General features: G+C 37.8%; 16 protein-coding genes. All 16 read right to left on the bottom strand.

Annotated elements, in window-relative coordinates; translation table 11 throughout:
• Nucleotides 1-63: 63 nt before the first annotated feature.
• Entirely contained in the window at nt 64-1,761 is a 1,698-nt protein-coding gene (locus ACFQZ1_RS20220) for a proline--tRNA ligase (protein ID WP_377883964.1), read from the bottom strand.
• A 15-nt stretch (nt 1,762-1,776) separates the two neighbouring features.
• On the bottom strand, nt 1,777-3,033 hold the full coding sequence (gene rseP / locus ACFQZ1_RS20215; protein ID WP_377883963.1) for an RIP metalloprotease RseP: 1,257 nt from the start codon (nt 3,031-3,033) through the stop codon (nt 1,777-1,779).
• An 18-nt stretch (nt 3,034-3,051) separates the two neighbouring features.
• Nucleotides 3,052-4,194: a 1-deoxy-D-xylulose-5-phosphate reductoisomerase gene (gene dxr / locus ACFQZ1_RS20210; protein WP_377883962.1), complete on the bottom strand. Its 1,143-nt coding sequence runs from the start codon at nt 4,192-4,194 to the stop codon at nt 3,052-3,054.
• 23 nt (nt 4,195-4,217) lie between these two features.
• Nucleotides 4,218-5,006 carry a phosphatidate cytidylyltransferase gene (locus ACFQZ1_RS20205; protein ID WP_377883961.1) on the bottom strand — a complete coding sequence of 263 codons (789 nt, stop codon included), beginning with the start codon at nt 5,004-5,006 and terminating at the stop codon, nt 4,218-4,220.
• Nucleotides 5,007-5,023: 17 nt separating this feature from the next.
• Nucleotides 5,024-5,800 (bottom strand): undecaprenyl pyrophosphate synthase, encoded by a 777-nt coding sequence (locus tag ACFQZ1_RS20200; protein ID WP_377883960.1) that lies wholly within the window; start codon nt 5,798-5,800, stop codon nt 5,024-5,026.
• A gap of 85 nt (nt 5,801-5,885) precedes the next feature.
• Complete coding sequence (frr, locus tag ACFQZ1_RS20195; protein ID WP_377883959.1) at nt 5,886-6,443, bottom strand: ribosome recycling factor; 558 nt, start codon at nt 6,441-6,443, stop codon at nt 5,886-5,888.
• A gap of 2 nt (nt 6,444-6,445) precedes the next feature.
• Nucleotides 6,446-7,168, bottom strand: coding sequence for a UMP kinase (pyrH, locus tag ACFQZ1_RS20190; RefSeq protein ID WP_377883958.1), 723 nt, complete (start codon nt 7,166-7,168; stop codon nt 6,446-6,448).
• 65 nt (nt 7,169-7,233) lie between these two features.
• The gene (gene tsf / locus ACFQZ1_RS20185) at nt 7,234-8,121 is read right to left on the bottom strand and encodes a translation elongation factor Ts (RefSeq protein WP_377883957.1); all 888 of its coding nucleotides are present in this window, start codon (nt 8,119-8,121) and stop codon (nt 7,234-7,236) included.
• A gap of 80 nt (nt 8,122-8,201) precedes the next feature.
• The gene (rpsB, locus tag ACFQZ1_RS20180; protein ID WP_090912758.1) at nt 8,202-8,903 is read right to left on the bottom strand and encodes a 30S ribosomal protein S2; all 702 of its coding nucleotides are present in this window, start codon (nt 8,901-8,903) and stop codon (nt 8,202-8,204) included.
• 351 nt (nt 8,904-9,254) lie between these two features.
• Entirely contained in the window at nt 9,255-10,034 is a 780-nt protein-coding gene (gene codY, locus ACFQZ1_RS20175) for a GTP-sensing pleiotropic transcriptional regulator CodY (RefSeq protein WP_377883956.1), read from the bottom strand.
• A gap of 76 nt (nt 10,035-10,110) precedes the next feature.
• Nucleotides 10,111-11,508 carry an ATP-dependent protease ATPase subunit HslU gene (hslU, locus tag ACFQZ1_RS20170; protein ID WP_377883955.1) on the bottom strand — a complete coding sequence of 466 codons (1,398 nt, stop codon included), beginning with the start codon at nt 11,506-11,508 and terminating at the stop codon, nt 10,111-10,113.
• Between the two features lie 22 nt (nt 11,509-11,530).
• A complete protein-coding gene (gene hslV, locus ACFQZ1_RS20165) occupies nt 11,531-12,073 on the bottom strand; it encodes an ATP-dependent protease subunit HslV (RefSeq protein WP_377883954.1) in 543 nt (180 codons plus the stop codon).
• Between the two features lie 43 nt (nt 12,074-12,116).
• Entirely contained in the window at nt 12,117-13,022 is a 906-nt protein-coding gene (xerC, locus tag ACFQZ1_RS20160) for a tyrosine recombinase XerC (protein WP_377883953.1), read from the bottom strand.
• 65 nt (nt 13,023-13,087) lie between these two features.
• Nucleotides 13,088-14,392, bottom strand: a complete 1,305-nt coding sequence (gene trmFO, locus ACFQZ1_RS20155; protein WP_377883952.1) for an FADH(2)-oxidizing methylenetetrahydrofolate--tRNA-(uracil(54)-C(5))-methyltransferase TrmFO — start codon at nt 14,390-14,392, stop codon at nt 13,088-13,090.
• Between the two features lie 51 nt (nt 14,393-14,443).
• Nucleotides 14,444-16,522 carry a type I DNA topoisomerase gene (gene topA / locus ACFQZ1_RS20150; protein WP_377883951.1) on the bottom strand — a complete coding sequence of 693 codons (2,079 nt, stop codon included), beginning with the start codon at nt 16,520-16,522 and terminating at the stop codon, nt 14,444-14,446.
• Between the two features lie 202 nt (nt 16,523-16,724).
• Nucleotides 16,725-17,597: a DNA-processing protein DprA gene (gene dprA, locus ACFQZ1_RS20145; RefSeq protein WP_377883950.1), complete on the bottom strand. Its 873-nt coding sequence runs from the start codon at nt 17,595-17,597 to the stop codon at nt 16,725-16,727.
• Nucleotides 17,598-17,608 lie beyond the last annotated feature (11 nt).

Below are 17,608 nucleotides of genomic sequence, written 5' to 3'. Positions count from 1 at the left end.
GCTATTATAAATTGAAACGTTCCACAAAGAAAGAGAAGGTACCTCATCACGAGGTACCTCTTCTTATTTTAAAATATTAGCAATGTATGTGTGAAGTTCTTCTACTTTTACTTCTGCAGATTCATTTGTTGCACGTACTTTTACTTCAACAATGCCTTCATCGGCTTTTTTACCAACTGTTACTCGAACTGGAAGACCGAATAAGTCTGCATCAGCAAATTTTACACCAGCACGCTCTGCACGGTCATCTAATAATACTTCATATCCTTGCTCTTTTAATAAGTTGTAAATATTTTCACCGACTTCACGCTGTGCATCAGATTTCATATTTACTGGAATCACATGTACATGGAATGGTGCAACTGCCTTTGGCCAAACTAAGCCATTCTCATCATTAAATTGCTCAGCGATTGCTGCAACTGTACGAGATACGCCGATTCCGTAGCATCCCATAATAATTGGTTGTGTTTTACCGTTTTCATCTAAGAATGTTGCATTCATAGATTCACTATAACGTGTACCAAGTTTAAATACATGTCCCACTTCAATACCACGAGCAAAGCAGATTGTTCCCTTGCCGTCCGGAGAAAGATCTCCTTCTTGGATGAAACGTAAATCTGTATATTGGTTTACTTTAAAATCACGTTCTGGATTTACGTTCGCGTAATGGAAGCCTTCTTCATTCGCTCCGCAACATCCATTTACGATAGCTTGAACACCATGATCAGCAATTACTTCTACTCCTGTTACACCAATCGGGCCTAAAGAGCCGACTTCACAGTTTAATAATTCTTTTACTTCTTCATGAGATGCAAGTTCAACAACAGAAGCACCGTATAAATTTTTCACCTTAACATCGTTCACTTCATGATCTCCGCGAACAAGAACCACAACAAATTTATCATCTACTTTAAAGACCATAGACTTAATACAATTTGATGCCTCAATATTTAAGAACGCAGATACTTCTTCAATTGACTTTTGGTCTGGCGTTGCTATTTTTTCAAGCTCTTTTTCTACTTCATCGCTCTTTTCATAAGAAGCAATAACAGGTGCCATCTCAATATTTGCGGCATAATCGGATGTATCAGAATATGCGATTGTATCTTCTCCTACATCTGATAAAACCATAAATTCATGTGTATCTTTTCCACCCATTGCTCCAGAGTCAGCGATAACAGCGCGGAAGTTTAAACCACAGCGTGCAAAAATGTTAGAGTAAGCTTGGAAAAGACGGTTATAAACCTCGTCTAAACTCTCTTGCGTTGCATGGAAGGAATATGCATCCTTCATTAAAAACTCTCTGCCGCGTAATAAGCCAAAACGAGGTCTTTGCTCATCACGGAACTTTGTTTGAATTTGATAAAGTGTTAAAGGTAATTTTTTATATGACTTAATTTCGTCACGCACAAGATCAGTAATCACTTCTTCATGCGTTGCTCCTAAAGCAAACTCACGATTATTTCGATCGTTCATACGCATTAATTCAGAACCATAAGAATACCAGCGTCCGGATTCTTGCCATAATTCAGCTGCTTGAAGAGCTGGCATTAATAATTCTACGGCACCAGCTTTCTCCATTTCTTCACGAACAATATGTTCTACTTTATGCAACACTTTCAGACCAAGCGGTAAAAAGCTATATATACCTGAAGCATTTTGACGCATAAACCCTGCGCGTAGTAGAAGCTGATGACTTTTAATTTCTGCATCAGCTGGTACTTCACGCAATGTAGGACTAAATATCATACTTTGTTTCATTTCATAGCACCTCTTTTATAAGAAAAACTTCCGTATATCATTCCACGTTACAACTAACATCAGTAACATTAATAAAGCAAAACCAATAAAGTGAACCATTCCTTCTTTTTGACGATCAATCGGTTTCCCGCGAAGCGCTTCAATTAAGAAGAAGAAAAGACGTCCCCCATCTAATGCAGGAACAGGTAATAAGTTAAACAAACCAAGATTTATACTTAAAACAGCTGCTAAGCTAAGAACACGAATAGTACCATATTCTACAACTTGACCTGTCAAATTATAAATGCCTACTGGGCCAGATAAATCGTTAATGGAAAAATGTCCTGTAACAAGCTGCATGAGAGAAACAAAAATGAGTTTTGTCCATCTGTATGTTTCATCAAATCCTGCTTTAATAGAACCAAATAGAGACTTCTCAACAGGCGATTGTACACCTAGTCTACCAACTGTAACGTCACCCTCTTTTTCAGCAGCAGGCGTAACTTGTATCGTCATTTTTTTACTATCACGAGTTACATCCATCTTAATTTCTTTCCCTGGATTTTCACGAACGATATTGACTACATCTTGCCAACTATTTGTCGGTTTATTATTAATTGACGAAATTTTATCATCTTCATGTAATCCAGCTTTCTGCGCTACGCTACCAGATACCACTTTCCCAATAATTGGTTTATCTACAGGAATTCCTTGTATAAAACCGATCATAACAAATATAACGAAGGCAAGAACAAAGTTCATTGCAGGACCAGCAAAAATTGTAAGCGCTCGTTGTCCTAACGTTTTTGAACCAAATTGCCGATTAAACGGTGCAATCTGCGTCTCCTCTCCTGCTGAAACGTAACGAGCTTTCTCGTGAACCCGAAATGTTTGTAAATCCTCTTCATACTCTTCATATCCAGATATGAAGAGCTTATGTTCCAAGTCAGCTTGTTCCACTTCAACAACACGAACATTTGGATATTTTTCACGATTATCCAAAACAATTTTCGTAACCTCTTCTTTTTCATTTAAAACAAGTCCAACTTTTGTACCGGGTTTTAGTTCAATTGTTTCTGGATCCTCCCCAGCCATTCGTACATAGCCACCAAGCGGAAGTAAACGAACTGTATAAACTGTTTCATTTTTCTCAAACGAGAACAATTTCGGACCAAAACCAATGGCAAATTCACGGCACAAAATGCCAGCACGCTTGGCAAAGTACAAATGTCCAAGTTCATGGAAAAACACGAGTGCACCGAAAATTAAAATAAAGGCAATCGCTGTATTCAAGTCCCATAACCACCTTTGCTAAATTTGTTCCATCACAAATCGTCTTGTGGCAGCATCGATTTCCTGAATTTCTTCTAAGCTTGGACGCGCAATGACATTGTGATGGTGCATTGCTTTTTCGATGAGGTCTTCTACTGTTAAGAAACTGATTTTCTTTTGCAGAAAAGCTTCTACAGCGGCTTCATTAGCTGCATTCATCACAGTTGGCATACTTCCTCCCATTTTTCCAGCTTCATATGCAAATTGAAGGCAGCGAAAACGCTCCATATCCATTGTTTGAAAATGTAATGTTCCAATTTCCCATAAATTCAGCTGTTTAGCGTTTGGAAGTGAAAAACGATCAGGGTAAGTGAGCGCATATTGAATTGGAACACGCATATCTGGTGTACCAAGCTGCGCCATTACACTGCGGTCTTCAAACTCAACCATTGAGTGAATGATGCTTTCTTTATGTAGTACAACATCGATTTGCTCATAAGGGATATTAAAAAGCCAATGCGCCTCAATAACCTCCAATCCCTTATTCATCATTGTAGCAGAATCAATGGTAATTTTCGAACCCATAGACCAGTTTGGATGACGAAGTGCATCTTCTACTGTCACATGTCGAAGTTCATTCCTCGTTTTGTCTCGGAAACTTCCACCTGATGCTGTCAAAATTAATCGAGAAATGCGCTTGTCATTTTCTCCGTTTAAACATTGAAAAATAGCAGAGTGTTCACTATCTACAGGAAGTAAAGGTACGTTATGCTGTTTTGCAGCCTCCATAACTAAATGTCCCGCTGTTACTAATGTTTCTTTATTTGCAATTGCAATTGTTTTTTTCGCCTCAATCGCTCGTAATGTCGGTAGTAATCCGACACTACCAACAACAGCGTTTACAAGTATTTCTGCATCCGGATGAAGTGCAACTTCAAGCAGACCTTCATCTCCATATACAATTTTCGTATTTCCACAAACTGTTTGTAATCGCTCAGCATCTTCCTTGTGTTGTACAGACACAATCTCAGGAGAAAACTCTTGAATCATTTGCTGAGCAAACTCAATGTTTCTTCCTACAGAAAAAGCAACGAGACGGAATTGGTCTTGGTGCGAGCGCAATACATCTAATGTTTGCGTTCCAATTGATCCACTTGCACCTAATAAACTAATGGTTTTCATTTCTCCTACTCCTCGTTCGTTCATTAAATGAAATGTAAGAAATGTAATAATGGTAATACAAATAGCCAGCTGTCAGTTCGATCGAGAATACCACCATGTCCTGGTAAAATTGTACCCGAATCTTTTACACCATAATGACGTTTAAATGCCGACTCTACTAAGTCTCCGATTTGACCAAATACCGATATTGCAATTGTAACTGCAATAAGAACAGCTATATTCGAATGAACCGGTAAAAATACATTATACACAAGAGCAACAACAATTCCACATAAAATACCGCCGATAGAACCTTCTATCGTTTTATTTGGACTAATTTCTGGCCAAAGCTTTCGTTTCCCGATCGCTTTTCCAATAAAGTAAGCCCCGGAATCCGTTGCCCAAATCACAAACAATGCATAAAATACGTATTGAATTCCTGCAAGACGAGTTTCATTCAAATAAAAGAAACCCATCGCAACGTAAGTTGTTGCCATCAATAAAAATGCAGCATTGTCAAAAGTAAATGTATTCTTAGAAAGGACAGTATATGATAAAAGTAATAAGACAATTACAAATGTAATTTCTACTTTTGTTAAACCAATTGTTTCAAATACGCCCGTTACATTACTTGGAACTAAAATAGTCCACAGTAATAATGCTGCTAAAATTGTTGGCATAGAGATAATCGTTAGTTTATTCATTCGAATTAATTCATATAATCCAACGGAAGCTAATGCATACACTAAAATTGTAAAAGGCACGCCACCGTAAAATACGATGGGAATGAATAGCGCGGCAGCAATCACTCCAGTAATTATTCTCTGTTTCACTACCAAACCCTCTCTTTCTACACGCCTCCAAATCTGCGACCTCTATTTTGGAAGTCAGTAATAGACTGCAATAAATGTTCTTCTGTAAAATCTGGCCAATATACATCGGTAAACCAAAATTCTGTATAAGCAATTTGCCACAGCATAAAATTACTAATACGGATTTCACCGCTTGTTCGAATTAGCAAATCTGGATCAGGCAATGTTCTTGTCATTAAGTACGAAGAAATTGTTTCTTCTGTTATTTCTCCAGAACGAAGTTTTCCTTCTTCATTATCCTTAACCATATTTTGTACAGCCGATACAATTTCATCACGACTTCCATAGTTTAACGCAAAATTTAAGATTAATCCCGTGTTATCTTTCGTATCTTCAATCGCTTTTTCCATCGCTCTACGTGTATGAGTTGGAAGGCGATCCTTATGTCCTATCACACGTACTTGTACATTTTCTTCAATGAGCTCTGGCAAAAATGCACCTAAAAATTCTTCAGGAAGTTTCATTAAATAATCCACTTCTAATTTCGGTCTTTTCCAGTTCTCTGTAGAAAAGGCGTAAAGGGTCAGTACTTTGACACCGAGCTTACTAGCAAATTTCGTAATTTTCTTTACAACTTGCATTCCTTCATGATGACCTGCAATGCGAGGCATCGCTCTTCTTTTCGCCCATCTTCCATTACCATCCATAATGATTGCAATATGCGCTGGGATTTCCCCTTTTTTTGCTTCTTCTACGAGATGATCAAACGACGCGATCTTATTGCCTTTTAAAAAAGGAAGTTTTCTAAACATCATTCAAACCCTCCAACGAGCAGACATATGCCTAAAAGTGTAAAAAGACCCCCTTAAGAAGAGGGTCATATTTGCGAAAGCTTCGCGATTACACTTCCATAATTTCTTTTTCTTTGTTTTTTGTAATATCGTCAACTTTTGCGATATACTTGTCTGTTTCTTTTTGGATATCTTCTGTATATCCTCTTAAATCATCTTCTGTAATTTCACCGTTCTTCTCAAGTTTTTTCAACTCATCGTTTGCATCACGGCGAACGTTACGAACAGCTACTTTTGCATCTTCAGAGTATTTTTTTACAACTTTCACGAGCTCACGACGACGCTCTTCTGTTAATGCAGGGAATGCAATACGGATTACTGTACCGTCATTAGAAGGATTTAAGCCTAAGTCAGCTTTTAAAATTGCTTTCTCAATATCACCAATAGATGTCTTATCATATGGTTGAATAACTAGTAAACGTGCTTCTGGCACTGTTATATTTGCTAATTGTACAACAGGTGTTGGTGCACCGTAGTAATCTACTTGTACTTTATCTAATACAGAAGCACTTGCGCGTCCTGCACGAACTGTTGAAAGTTCACGAGAATATGCAGCAGTTGCTTTTTCCATTTTTTCTTTTGCATTGCTTAAAACTTGTTGTCCCATTATTATTTCCCCCTCACAATTGTTCCAATATTTTCGCCCAGAACAGCGCGTTTAATGTTGCCTTCTTCCATAATGGAGAATACAATTAACGGAATATCATTATCCATACATAAAGAAGAAGCTGTAGAATCCATTACACCCAAGCCTTCTTTCAAGACATCTAAATATGTAAGTGATTCGTATTTTGTTGCTGTTTCATCAATTGTTGGGTCCGCACTATATACGCCATCTACATTATTTTTCGCCATTAAAATAACATCTGCCTCAATCTCAGCTGCACGTAGTGCTGCTGTTGTATCAGTAGAGAAGTAAGGGTTACCTGTACCTGCTGCAAAAATTACAACACGTTTCTTCTCTAAGTGACGATTTGCTTTACGACGAATGTAAGGCTCAGCTACTTGGCGCATTTCAATAGAAGTTTGCACACGTGTTTGAACTCCTAAATTCTCTAAGCTGTCCTGAAGAGCTAAAGAATTCATTACCGTTGCTAACATTCCCATATAGTCAGCCGTTGCACGATCCATCCCCATTTCGCTACCAATCTTACCGCGCCAAATGTTACCCCCGCCAACAACAACTGCAACTTCTACGTCTAACTCAGCAATTTCTTTCACTTGCTGTGCAACAGATTTAATAACAGACGGATTAATTCCAAATCCTTTATCTCCAGCTAAAGCTTCACCGCTTAGCTTTAATACTACACGATTATATTTTGGCTTACTCATAATGAACCTCCATTGCCTACATCTTTATTTTAAAAAAGGGAACACAATGTGTCCCCCAATCTTTATTAGTTGCTGCCTTTTACTTGGTTCATTACTTCTTCAGCAAAGTTGTCTTGACGCTTTTCAATACCTTCACCAACAGCGTAGCGAACGAATCCTTTTAATGTGCCGCCTTTAGACTCAACGAACTGACGAACTTTCATATCAGGATTTTTAACGAATGCTTGGTCAAGTAAGCAAATCTCTTCGAAGAATTTGCCAAGACGACCTTCAACCATTTTCGCAACGATTTTTTCTGGCTTGCCTTCGTTTAAAGCTTGTTGTGTTAATACTTGACGCTCATGCTCAACTTCTTCAGCTGTTACAGCATCGCGGTCGATGTATTTAGGGTTAACTGCTGCAATGTGCATTGCTACATCTTTAGCAGCTGCTTCATCTGTAGAACCTTCAAGAACTGTTAATACACCAATGCGTCCACCCATGTGTAGGTAAGCACCGAATGCATCTGCATCAGTTTTTGATACGATTTCAAAACGACGAAGTGTAAGTTTTTCACCAATTTTAGCGATTGCTTCGTTGATGTGCTCTTCTACTGTTTTGCCGTTTGCAATTGTTTGAGCCATAGCTTCTTCAATGTTAGCAGGTTTGTTAGCTAATAAGTGAGCAGCTAATTCTTTAATTAATGTTTGGAAACCTTCGTTTTTCGCAACGAAATCAGTTTCAGAGTTTAATTCTAAGATTAAACCGTCGTTACCGTTTGTTTCGATGAAAGTTAAACCTTCAGCAGCGATGCGGTCTGCTTTTTTAGCAGCTTTTGCAATACCTTTTTCACGTAAGAAATCAATTGCTTTCTCCATGTCGCCGTTAGTTTCTGTTAAAGCTTTTTTGCAGTCCATCATACCTGCGCCAGTTTTTTCGCGAAGTTCTTTTACCATTTGTGCAGTAATTGCCATACTTTTCATCCTCCTAAAATATGTATATACCTTAAAAAAGGTGATAAAAGGCTTACCCCCTTATCACCCTTCTAAATTTGTTACGCAGTAACAGTTTCTTCACCTTGTTTTGCTTCAAGGATCGCGTCTGCCATTTTAGATGTAAGAAGTTTTACAGCACGAATTGCATCATCGTTTGCTGGAATTACGTGATCGATTTCGTCTGGATCACAGTTTGTATCAACGATACCGATGATTGGAATGTTTAATTTGCGTGCTTCAGCAACTGCGATACGCTCTTTACGAGGGTCTACTACGAATAATGCATCTGGAAGACCTTTCATATCTTTAATGCCGCCTAAGAATTTTTCAAGACGCTCTAATTCTTTCTTAAGTTGTACAACTTCTTTCTTAGGAAGTACTTCGAAAGTGCCATCTTCTTGCATTCTTTCGATGTCTTTAAGGCGTTTAATACGCTTTTGAATTGTTTGGAAGTTTGTTAACGTACCACCTAACCAACGTTGGTTAACGAAGTACATACCAGCGCGAGTTGCCTCTTCTTTAATAGCATCTTGTGCTTGTTTTTTTGTACCTACGAATAATACGTTACCGCCGTTAGCAGCGATGTCTCTCATTACGTTGAATGCTTCTTCAACTTTTTTCACAGTTTTTTGTAAGTCGATGATGTAGATACCGTTACGCTCTGTGAAAATGTAACGTTTCATTTTTGGGTTCCAACGACGAGTTTGATGTCCGAAGTGAACACCAGCTTCAAGCAATTGCTTCATAGAAATTACTGACATAATTTAGTTCCTCCTAAATGGTTTTTGATATCCTCCGTTCACTTCATCTTTAAGCGAAACTACAAGCGTAGCACCAACACTTAAATCAATGAACGTGTGTACTTTGTACTGACACCACTGACAACTATATCATAACAAAATATCACAATCAAGTCGAAAATACATACATTATGAAACTTTCTTTTCATTTACTTATTTTTACTATCGTAATCATATTACAGTATTGCCATTTTCCCTTATTTTTAAGCTATTTTCCTAATAAAGCGTTCCTTTTATTAGGAAATTTTTCTGCTGAACACATAAAAAAAGAGCTCTTCTGCACAATACAGAAGAGCTCTTTTTCTCTTATAATTAGTTTGTTTTTAATTTTGCAAGTTCATGTAAAAATTTATCATTCAATACTTTAATGTATGTTCCTTTCATACCTAAAGAACGAGATTCGATTACACCAGCACTTTCTAACTTACGAAGTGCGTTTACGATTACAGAACGTGTAATACCTACACGATCAGCAATTTTACTTGCAACAAGCAAGCCTTCTGTTCCATTTAATTCTTCGAAAATATGCTCAATTGCTTCTAGTTCACTGTATGATAATGAGCTAATTGCCATTTGTACAACCGCTTTACTACGCGCTTCTTCTTCAATTTCTTCTGCTTTTTCACGTAGAATTTCCATACCTACTACAGTAGAACTATATTCAGCAAGAATTAAATCATCATCTAAGAATTCTTGACCTAGACGCGCCAATACTAATGTACCTAGACGCTCACCACCACCAACGATTGGTACGATAGTTGTTAAACCTTGACCAAATAACTCTCTGTTTTCTACAGGGAACGCTGTATACTCACTGTTTACTTCTAAGTTTGGAGATGTTTCAGTTACATGGAATAAGTTCTTTGTATATTCTTCTGGGAACTGACGCTCAGCAAGCATTTGTTTCATCCGCTCATTTTCGATTTGTTGATGAATTGCATATCCTAATAATTTTCCGCGACGACTTACAATAAATACGTTCGCTTCAATTACTTCACACATTGTGTCAGCCATTTCTCTAAAGTTTACTGGTTTTCCTGCTGCGCTCTGTAATAACGCATTCAGCTTTCTTGTTTTCGCTAATAATTCCATTTCAAAATTTCCTCCTACATATTATTCACATAATTTTAATCACTTGGAAACTAGGGCGAGTCACCTGATGATACTATTACAAAATAAACTGGCTCACATCTTTATTTTTAGCAATCGTCGCTAACTTTTCCTCTACATACTGAGGTGTTATCGTTACCTTTTCTAACGTAATTTCAGATGCTTCAAACGATAAATCTTCAAGAAGTTTTTCCATAATGGTATGAAGCCTTCTTGCTCCAATATTATCTGTGTCTTGATTGACTTGATAAGCAATCTCGGCAATCTTACGAATAGCTTCGTCAGAAAATTCAATTTCTATACCTTCCGTTTCCAATAATGCTATATATTGTTTTACCAAAGCATTATCTGGCTCTACAAGGATTTTCACAAAATCATCTGCTGACAATTTCGTTAACTCTACTCGAATCGGGAATCTTCCTTGTAGTTCTGGAATTAAATCTGACGGCTTTGACATATGAAAAGCACCCGCTGCAATAAATAAAACGTAATCCGTTCTTATCGGTCCATACTTTGTCACAACAGTTGATCCTTCCACAATCGGTAAGATATCCCGCTGTACGCCTTCACGTGATACATCAACGCTATTCGATTGTTTACCAGCAATTTTGTCAATCTCATCAATAAAAATAATCCCAAGCTGTTCAGCACGATAAACAGCCTCTTGTGTAACTTCATCCATATCAATTAAGCGCTGTGCTTCTTCATTTGTCAAGACTTTTCTCGCTTCTTTTACAGAAAGTTTACGTTTCTTCGTTTTTTTCGGTATAAAACTTCCAAGCGCATCTTGAAAATTCATGCCCATTTGTTCCATTCCTGTACCTTGAAGCATATCGAACATAGATGATTGTTGTTCTGTCACTTCGATTGTTATCGTTTCATCTTCTAGTAAACCTGCAGCAAGCTGTTTCTCTACTTCTTTTCGTTTCTGTTCAATTTCTCGCTCATCCTGCTGTTCCGACGCTGAAGTTGTATTTTGATTTTGATAACCACCAAATAACATTTCTAACGGATTTTTAAATCCTGATTCTTTTTGTTTATATGGCACTAAAATCTCAATAATTCGGTGATTCGCTTGCTCTTCCGCTTTATCTTTAACATGAACCATTTTCTCTTCTTTCACAATTCGAACAGAAGTCTCCACAAGATCGCGAATCATAGATTCAACATCACGACCAACGTAGCCTACTTCTGTAAATTTCGTCGCCTCTACTTTAATAAAAGGAGCACCGACAAGCTTTGCAATCCGTCTCGCCACTTCCGTTTTCCCGACCCCAGTCGGTCCAATCATTAAAATGTTTTTCGGCGCAATTTCATCACGAAGTTCTTCCACTAATTTACTGCGGCGATAACGATTCCGGAGTGCCACTGCAACCGCTTTCTTCGCATCTTTTTGACCAATTATATATTGATCTAGTTTCTCTACAATTTGTCGCGGAGTAAAATGTAAATGCATATAAAATGCCTCCCTTACAGTTCTACAATTCTTCCACAATAATATTTTCGTTCGTATATACACAAATATTGCTAGCGATTTCTAAACTTGCTTTCGCAATTTCTTTTGCTGTAAAATGAGAACCTGCATGCTGTTTTAATGCACGCCCTGCTGCAAGTGCATAATGCCCACCAGATCCAATCGCTAAAATACCATCATCAGGTTCAATCACTTCACCTGTTCCTGAAACAAGTAACAACGTATTTTTATCCATAACAATTAACATTGCCTCTAATTGGCGAAGCATTTTATCTCCTCGCCACTGCTTTGCCATTTCTACAGCAGCTCGCTGCAAATTACCGTTGTACTCTTCAAGTTTCCCTTCAAACATCTCAAAAAGCGTAAAAGCATCCGCGACAGAACCCGCAAAACCAGCTAACACTTTACCGTGAAATAACTTTCGCACTTTACGAGCTGTATGCTTCATAACAACAGCATTTCCAAGCGTAACTTGCCCGTCACCAGCCATTGCACATTCGCCATTATGGTGAACTGCAAATATCGTTGTAGCATGGAAATTTCCCATAGAAAAAACTCCTTTATTTGTTTTTATAGCTTTTAAAAGCAATTTATGCGCGGGGATGATGCATCATGTAAACAGAACGCAATCTTTCTTTTGAGACATGCGTATAAATTTGTGTTGCCGATAAATTTTCATGTCCTAATAGCTCTTGTACAGTTCGCAAGTCTGCCCCCTCATTTAACATATGAGTCCCAAATGTATGTCTTAACATATGAGGACTTATATGCATTGTAAGGGAAGTTTTTTTTATTAGTTCATTTAAAATGTACCGAACACCCCGATCTGTTAACGGTGTACCTTTCGCATTTAAAAATACCATTTGGGAGTGTTTCTCCGATTTTTTCTGCAATCGTTTTCTCCCGTTTTCTATGTAGGCTAGTAAAGCATCTTGTGCATAACTACCAAAGGGAACATAGCGCTGTTTTTTTCCTTTCCCTGTCACCAAAATCGTTCCAACTGAAAAATCAATATCCGTAAGTTGAAGTTGCACACATTCACTCACACGAATGCCCGTCGCATACATGAGCTCCAATAAAGCTTGATCTCGCTGTCCTAACGGCTTAGCGGTATCGGAAGCTTCAAATAGCTGCTCTAATTCTTCAACATACAAAAATTTTGGGATTGACCACTCTTTTTTAGGGAGTGACGCAAGTGCAAATGGATTATCTTCTCGATATCCTTCACGCATCAAAAAACGATATAGACTTCGCAAACTCGAGATTTTACGCGCTACAGATTTCCTTGCTAACTTTTCATTATGCAAAGTTGTTAAATATAAACGAACATCAACGTACGTAATATTCGCAAAAGAGGAAATACCTTCTCGCTTCATAAATTGCACAAAATGTTCTAAATCATTCTGATAACTTTCAATTGTATATTTTGAATAATTTCTTTCAATTTGTAAATATCCGACGAATAATTGTAACATTTTATTCACATGTTCATCCATACTCTTCACCTCAATAAAGGCTACTAAATCGTATCACAATTTAGTAGCCTTTGCAAGAAATTTGACTAAATATTTACAAAATTTTGAATTGTCTCTAAAGCGCGATTTGCATACGCTTCGTTACGTTCTTGCTTCTTCTTGATTTTCTTTTCTAGCGGTGCAAACAATCCGAAATTCGCATTCATCGGTTGGAAATTTTTCACATTCGTTGTTGTGATGTAATTTGCCATACTTCCCATTGCTGTTACTGGCGGTAAAACAACCGGTTCTTCACCTTTCACAAGGCGAGCTGCATTTATACCTGCCAATAATCCCGAAGCAGCTGATTCTACATACCCTTCTACTCCAGTCATTTGTCCAGCAAAGAATAAATCATTTCGATTTTTATATTGATATGTTGGACGAAGTAATTTTGGCGAATTAATAAATGTATTACGATGCATCACACCATAACGTACAATCTCTGCATTTTCTAATCCAGGGATTAATTGTAACACTTCTTTTTGTGGTCCCCACTTTAGGTGAGTTTGGAAACCAACAATATTATATAATGTTCCTGCCGCATCATCTTGACGTAATTGAACAACCGCATGCGGTGTTTTCCCTGTTTTCGGATCTTCTAATCCAACTGGTTTCATTGGTCCAAATAGCAATGTTTGTCGACCGCGATTTGCCATTACTTCTACAGGCATACAACCCTCAAAGAAAACTTCCTTCTCGAATTCTTTTAATGGTACTGTTTCAGCAGCAATTAACGCGTCATAAAAACGGTTAAATTCTTCTTCTGTCATCGGACAGTTTAAATACGCTGCTTCCCCTTTATCATAGCGAGATTTTAAATATACTTTCTCCATATCAATGCTATCTTTTTCCACAATAGGTGCTGCCGCATCATAGAAGTAAAAATAATCCTCACCTGTTAGCTCTTTTAGTTGTGCTGATAGCGCTGGTGAAGTAAGCGGCCCCGTTGCAATTACAGTAGGTCCTTCTGGAATTTCTGTAATTTCCTCATTCATTACCGTTACATTCGGATGATTTTTCACATATTCTGTTACCTTTGCCGCAAATTCATGACGGTCTACAGCTAAAGCGCCTCCCGCTGGTACAGAACACTCATCTGCTGCACGAATAATAACAGAATCCATACGGCGCATCTCTTCTTTAATTACACCAACCGCATTTGTTAATGTATTTGCGCGAAGTGAGTTACTACATACAAGCTCAGCAAATTTATCTGTATGATGAGCTGGTGTTTGTTTTACTGGTCTCATTTCATATAATCTTACTTGAACCCCGCGCTTTGCGATTTGATAAGCTGCTTCACTTCCTGCAAGACCTGCACCAATTACGTTTACTACTTGTGTTGTCATTTGTCTCACCTTTCTTTTTTCATTTCCCGAAAAAAATGTGAGCTGGTAGGCTCACATTTGTTGTTCTTCTTCATAATCACAAGAAATACACTGTACTTGAACGCCTTTTTTCAACTTTTTCTCAACAAGCATCCCTTCACACTTTGGACATTTCCGACCAATCGGCTTATCCCAAGAAACGAAGTCGCACTCTGGATATGTACCGCAGCCGTAAAAAAGACGTTTCTTTTTATTACTTCGTCGTTCAATAATTTGCCCTTCGTTACACTTCGGACATGTAACACCAATTTCTTTAACAATTGGTTTTGTATTTCGGCAATCTGGAAAATTAGAACAAGCCATAAACTTTCCGAATTTACCCATTTTAAAGACCATTGGGTTACCGCACAGCTCACAATCTTCCCCGGCAGGCTCATCTTTAATTTCTACTTCACGCATTTCTTTCTCCGCTTTCTCTAAACGCGGTTCAAACTCTTTGTAGAAATCATCAACAATTTGTACCCAATTTGCTTTTCCCTCTTCTACTTCATCAAGATTTTGCTCCATATTAGCTGTAAACTCGATATTAATAATTTCTGGGAAAAACTCTAAAATAAGTTCAATTACAATTTCGCCAAGCTCAGTCGGAATAAATCTCTTATTGTCTAACCCTACATATCCACGTTTTTGAATCGTTTCTAGCGTTGGTACATATGTAGATGGTCTACCAATCCCAAGTTCCTCTAGCGTTTTTACTAAACGCGCCTCTGTATAACGTGGTGGTGGCTGAGTAAAATGTTGTTTCGGTTCGACATCTTTAGAAAAGACTATTTCTCCTATGTCTAACTTAGGTAACATTCTATCCTTCTCTTCTGCTCCATCATCTTTTGCTTCCACGTATACTTTCATAAATCCCGGGAATTTCACAACAGATCCATTCGCACGAAATTGAACAGAGTTGTTTATCAATGTAGCTGTAACGGTATCCATTATAGCAGATGCCATCTGACTTGCAACAAATCGCTCCCAAATCAGCTTATATAAACGATATTGGTCACGGCTCAAATAGCTTTTTAATTCGTCTGGTTTACGTAAGATAGATGAAGGTCGAATCGCCTCATGCGCATCTTGTGCATTTGTATTTTTCGACTCTTTCTTTTTTTGTGTCCCTATGTAGTCTGCCCCAAATGCTTCTTCAATATAAGAACGTGCCTCTTGCTGTGCTGTTTCTGAAATTCTCGTTGAATCTGTTCTCATATATGTAATTAATCCGACCGTCCCTTGCTTTCCAATATCAATACCTTCATAAAGCTGCTGCGCAAGCATCATCGTTTTCTTTGCTCGCATATTTAACTTTCTCGCAGCTTCTTGTTGCAGAGAAGATGTCGTAAATGGTAATGCAGGATTACGTTTTCGTTCTTTTCTCGTTACACTTTCAACTGAAAATGCATTTTCTTGCATTTTTTCAATGATTTCATTTACTTGTTGTTCATTTGTTAATTCTACTTTTTCCCCGTTTATTCCATAGAAAGATGCTTCAAACGTCTCTTTTCCTTTTACAAGTTCAGTTTTAATCGTCCAGAATTCTTCTGGTATAAACGCTTGAATTTCTTTTTCGCGTTCTATAATTAAGCGGACTGCAACAGACTGCACACGGCCTGCACTTAATCCTTTTTTTACTTTCTTCCATAATAAAGGACTAATATTATAACCGACAAGTCGGTCAAGCACGCGCCTTGCTTGCTGTGCATCCACTAAATCCATATTAATCGCACGAGGATGTTTAAAAGATTCTTTAATAGCATCTTTTGTAATTTCATTAAATACAACACGGCAATCTGATTCTACATCTACATTCAGCGTATTGGCTAAATGCCAAGCAATCGCTTCTCCTTCGCGATCTGGATCGGCTGCGAGATAAACTTTTTTTGCTTTTTTTGCCGCTGCCTTCAAATCTTTTAATACAGGACCTTTACCACGAATGGTAATATATTTGGGAGTGAAATTATTTTTCACTTCTATTCCCATTTGGCTTTTAGGTAAATCGCGCACATGGCCCATAGACGCGACTACTTTGTATTTTTTCCCTAAATATTTTTCAATGGTTTTCGCCTTAGAAGGCGACTCCACGATTACAAGGTAATCTGACATGCTAGTGCCTCCTTAAGAGGTGGATTCAAGTCTTCATCTTCACTCACACAGATGCTCTTCCCTCAAAGTTCCTAAAACTTTTTTGAATGGATTATTGACTAATATTATTGATTTCTCTCGTTTTTGTCAATCAACAATGAATATAACATACAGTGACAATCTACTATTTGTCAATAATTGTTTAATAAAAATATAAAATATACTAGCAATTTGAAAGTTCTTCTATGACATCTTCGGCGCATTGAATTAATTTTGCTCCTTGTTGGATAAGCTGATTCGTACCAACCGCACTCTCAATATAGTTAGGACCCGGCAAAGCAAATACTTCTCTATTTTGTTCTAAAGCAAAATCCGCTGTAATAAGAGAACCACTGCGCGCTTTCGCCTCTACTACGAAAACACCTTGACAAAGTCCACTTATAATACGGTTTCTCCTCGGAAAATACCATTTTTGCGGTGCGTAATGCGGAGGGTACTCCGATACAAGTACCATTTGCTTTTTCCATTTTTCATAAAAAGATTGATTCTTCTTTGGATACATATATTGTAAGCCGTGTCCTAATACTGCAATTGTCGCAAAAGAGTGTTCTACTGCAATTTCATGGGCAATTGTATCGATACCACTTGCAAGTCCACTCACGATTAACCATTCATTTTCCATAAGTGGTTGTAAAATAGATTGTATGCTTCCTTTTCCGTATAAGGACGGATTTCTCGTCCCAACAACGGCTAATTTTTTTGTCTGTTGCAGCAATTCTTTTCTTCCCTTTCCATATAAAACAAACGGAGGATCAGGAATTTCACGCAATAAATTCGGATAGTCATCATCCCATATCGTCATATAAAAAATGTGTTCATCTTGTAATTTTTGAATACAGAAAGAAGGAGATGTTTTTTGAAGATAAGAAACAAGTGCAGAGGCTTTTGGCATAGACAGCCCAAGATATTTTTCAATTTGAGGAGCTTGAAAGGAATAAATGTCAGTTAACTGAGGATCGATATAAAGTAAACGCCTGAGTACTTTCCACTGATCCGCCAAACAGTAGTGAAGATGTAACAATCTCTCACGTTTCATATTTATTCTCC

The sequence above is a fragment of the Bacillus sp. CGMCC 1.60114 genome (genome assembly GCF_042676365.1).
Lineage (GTDB): Bacteria > Bacillota > Bacilli > Bacillales > Bacillaceae_G > Bacillus_A > Bacillus_A rhizoplanae_A.
The sequence above is the reverse complement of the archived record's forward strand: the minus strand, read 5'-3'. Positions and strand labels throughout refer to the sequence as shown.

Bases quoted from the DNA above. Each gene is read 5' to 3' on its own strand.
- ACFQZ1_RS20220 (WP_377883964.1), bottom strand. From the start codon at position 1,761: ATGAAACAAAGTATGATATTTAGTCCTACATTGCGTGAAGTACCAGCT.
- dxr (WP_377883962.1), bottom strand. From the start codon at position 4,194: ATGAAAACCATTAGTTTATTAGGTGCAAGTGGATCAATTGGAACGCAA.
- ACFQZ1_RS20200 (WP_377883960.1), bottom strand. From the start codon at position 5,800: ATGATGTTTAGAAAACTTCCTTTTTTAAAAGGCAATAAGATCGCGTCG.
- frr (WP_377883959.1), bottom strand. From the start codon at position 6,443: ATGGGACAACAAGTTTTAAGCAATGCAAAAGAAAAAATGGAAAAAGCA.
- pyrH (WP_377883958.1), bottom strand. From the start codon at position 7,168: ATGAGTAAGCCAAAATATAATCGTGTAGTATTAAAGCTAAGCGGTGAA.
- tsf (WP_377883957.1), bottom strand. From the start codon at position 8,121: ATGGCAATTACTGCACAAATGGTAAAAGAACTTCGCGAAAAAACTGGC.
- rpsB (WP_090912758.1), bottom strand. From the start codon at position 8,903: ATGTCAGTAATTTCTATGAAGCAATTGCTTGAAGCTGGTGTTCACTTC.
- codY (WP_377883956.1), bottom strand. From the start codon at position 10,034: ATGGAATTATTAGCGAAAACAAGAAAGCTGAATGCGTTATTACAGAGC.
- hslU (WP_377883955.1), bottom strand. From the start codon at position 11,508: ATGCATTTACATTTTACTCCGCGACAAATTGTAGAGAAACTAGATCAA.
- hslV (WP_377883954.1), bottom strand. From the start codon at position 12,073: ATGGGAAATTTCCATGCTACAACGATATTTGCAGTTCACCATAATGGC.
- xerC (WP_377883953.1), bottom strand. From the start codon at position 13,022: ATGGATGAACATGTGAATAAAATGTTACAATTATTCGTCGGATATTTA.
- trmFO (WP_377883952.1), bottom strand. From the start codon at position 14,392: ATGACAACACAAGTAGTAAACGTAATTGGTGCAGGTCTTGCAGGAAGT.
- topA (WP_377883951.1), bottom strand. From the start codon at position 16,522: ATGTCAGATTACCTTGTAATCGTGGAGTCGCCTTCTAAGGCGAAAACC.
- dprA (WP_377883950.1), bottom strand. From the start codon at position 17,597: ATGAAACGTGAGAGATTGTTACATCTTCACTACTGTTTGGCGGATCAG.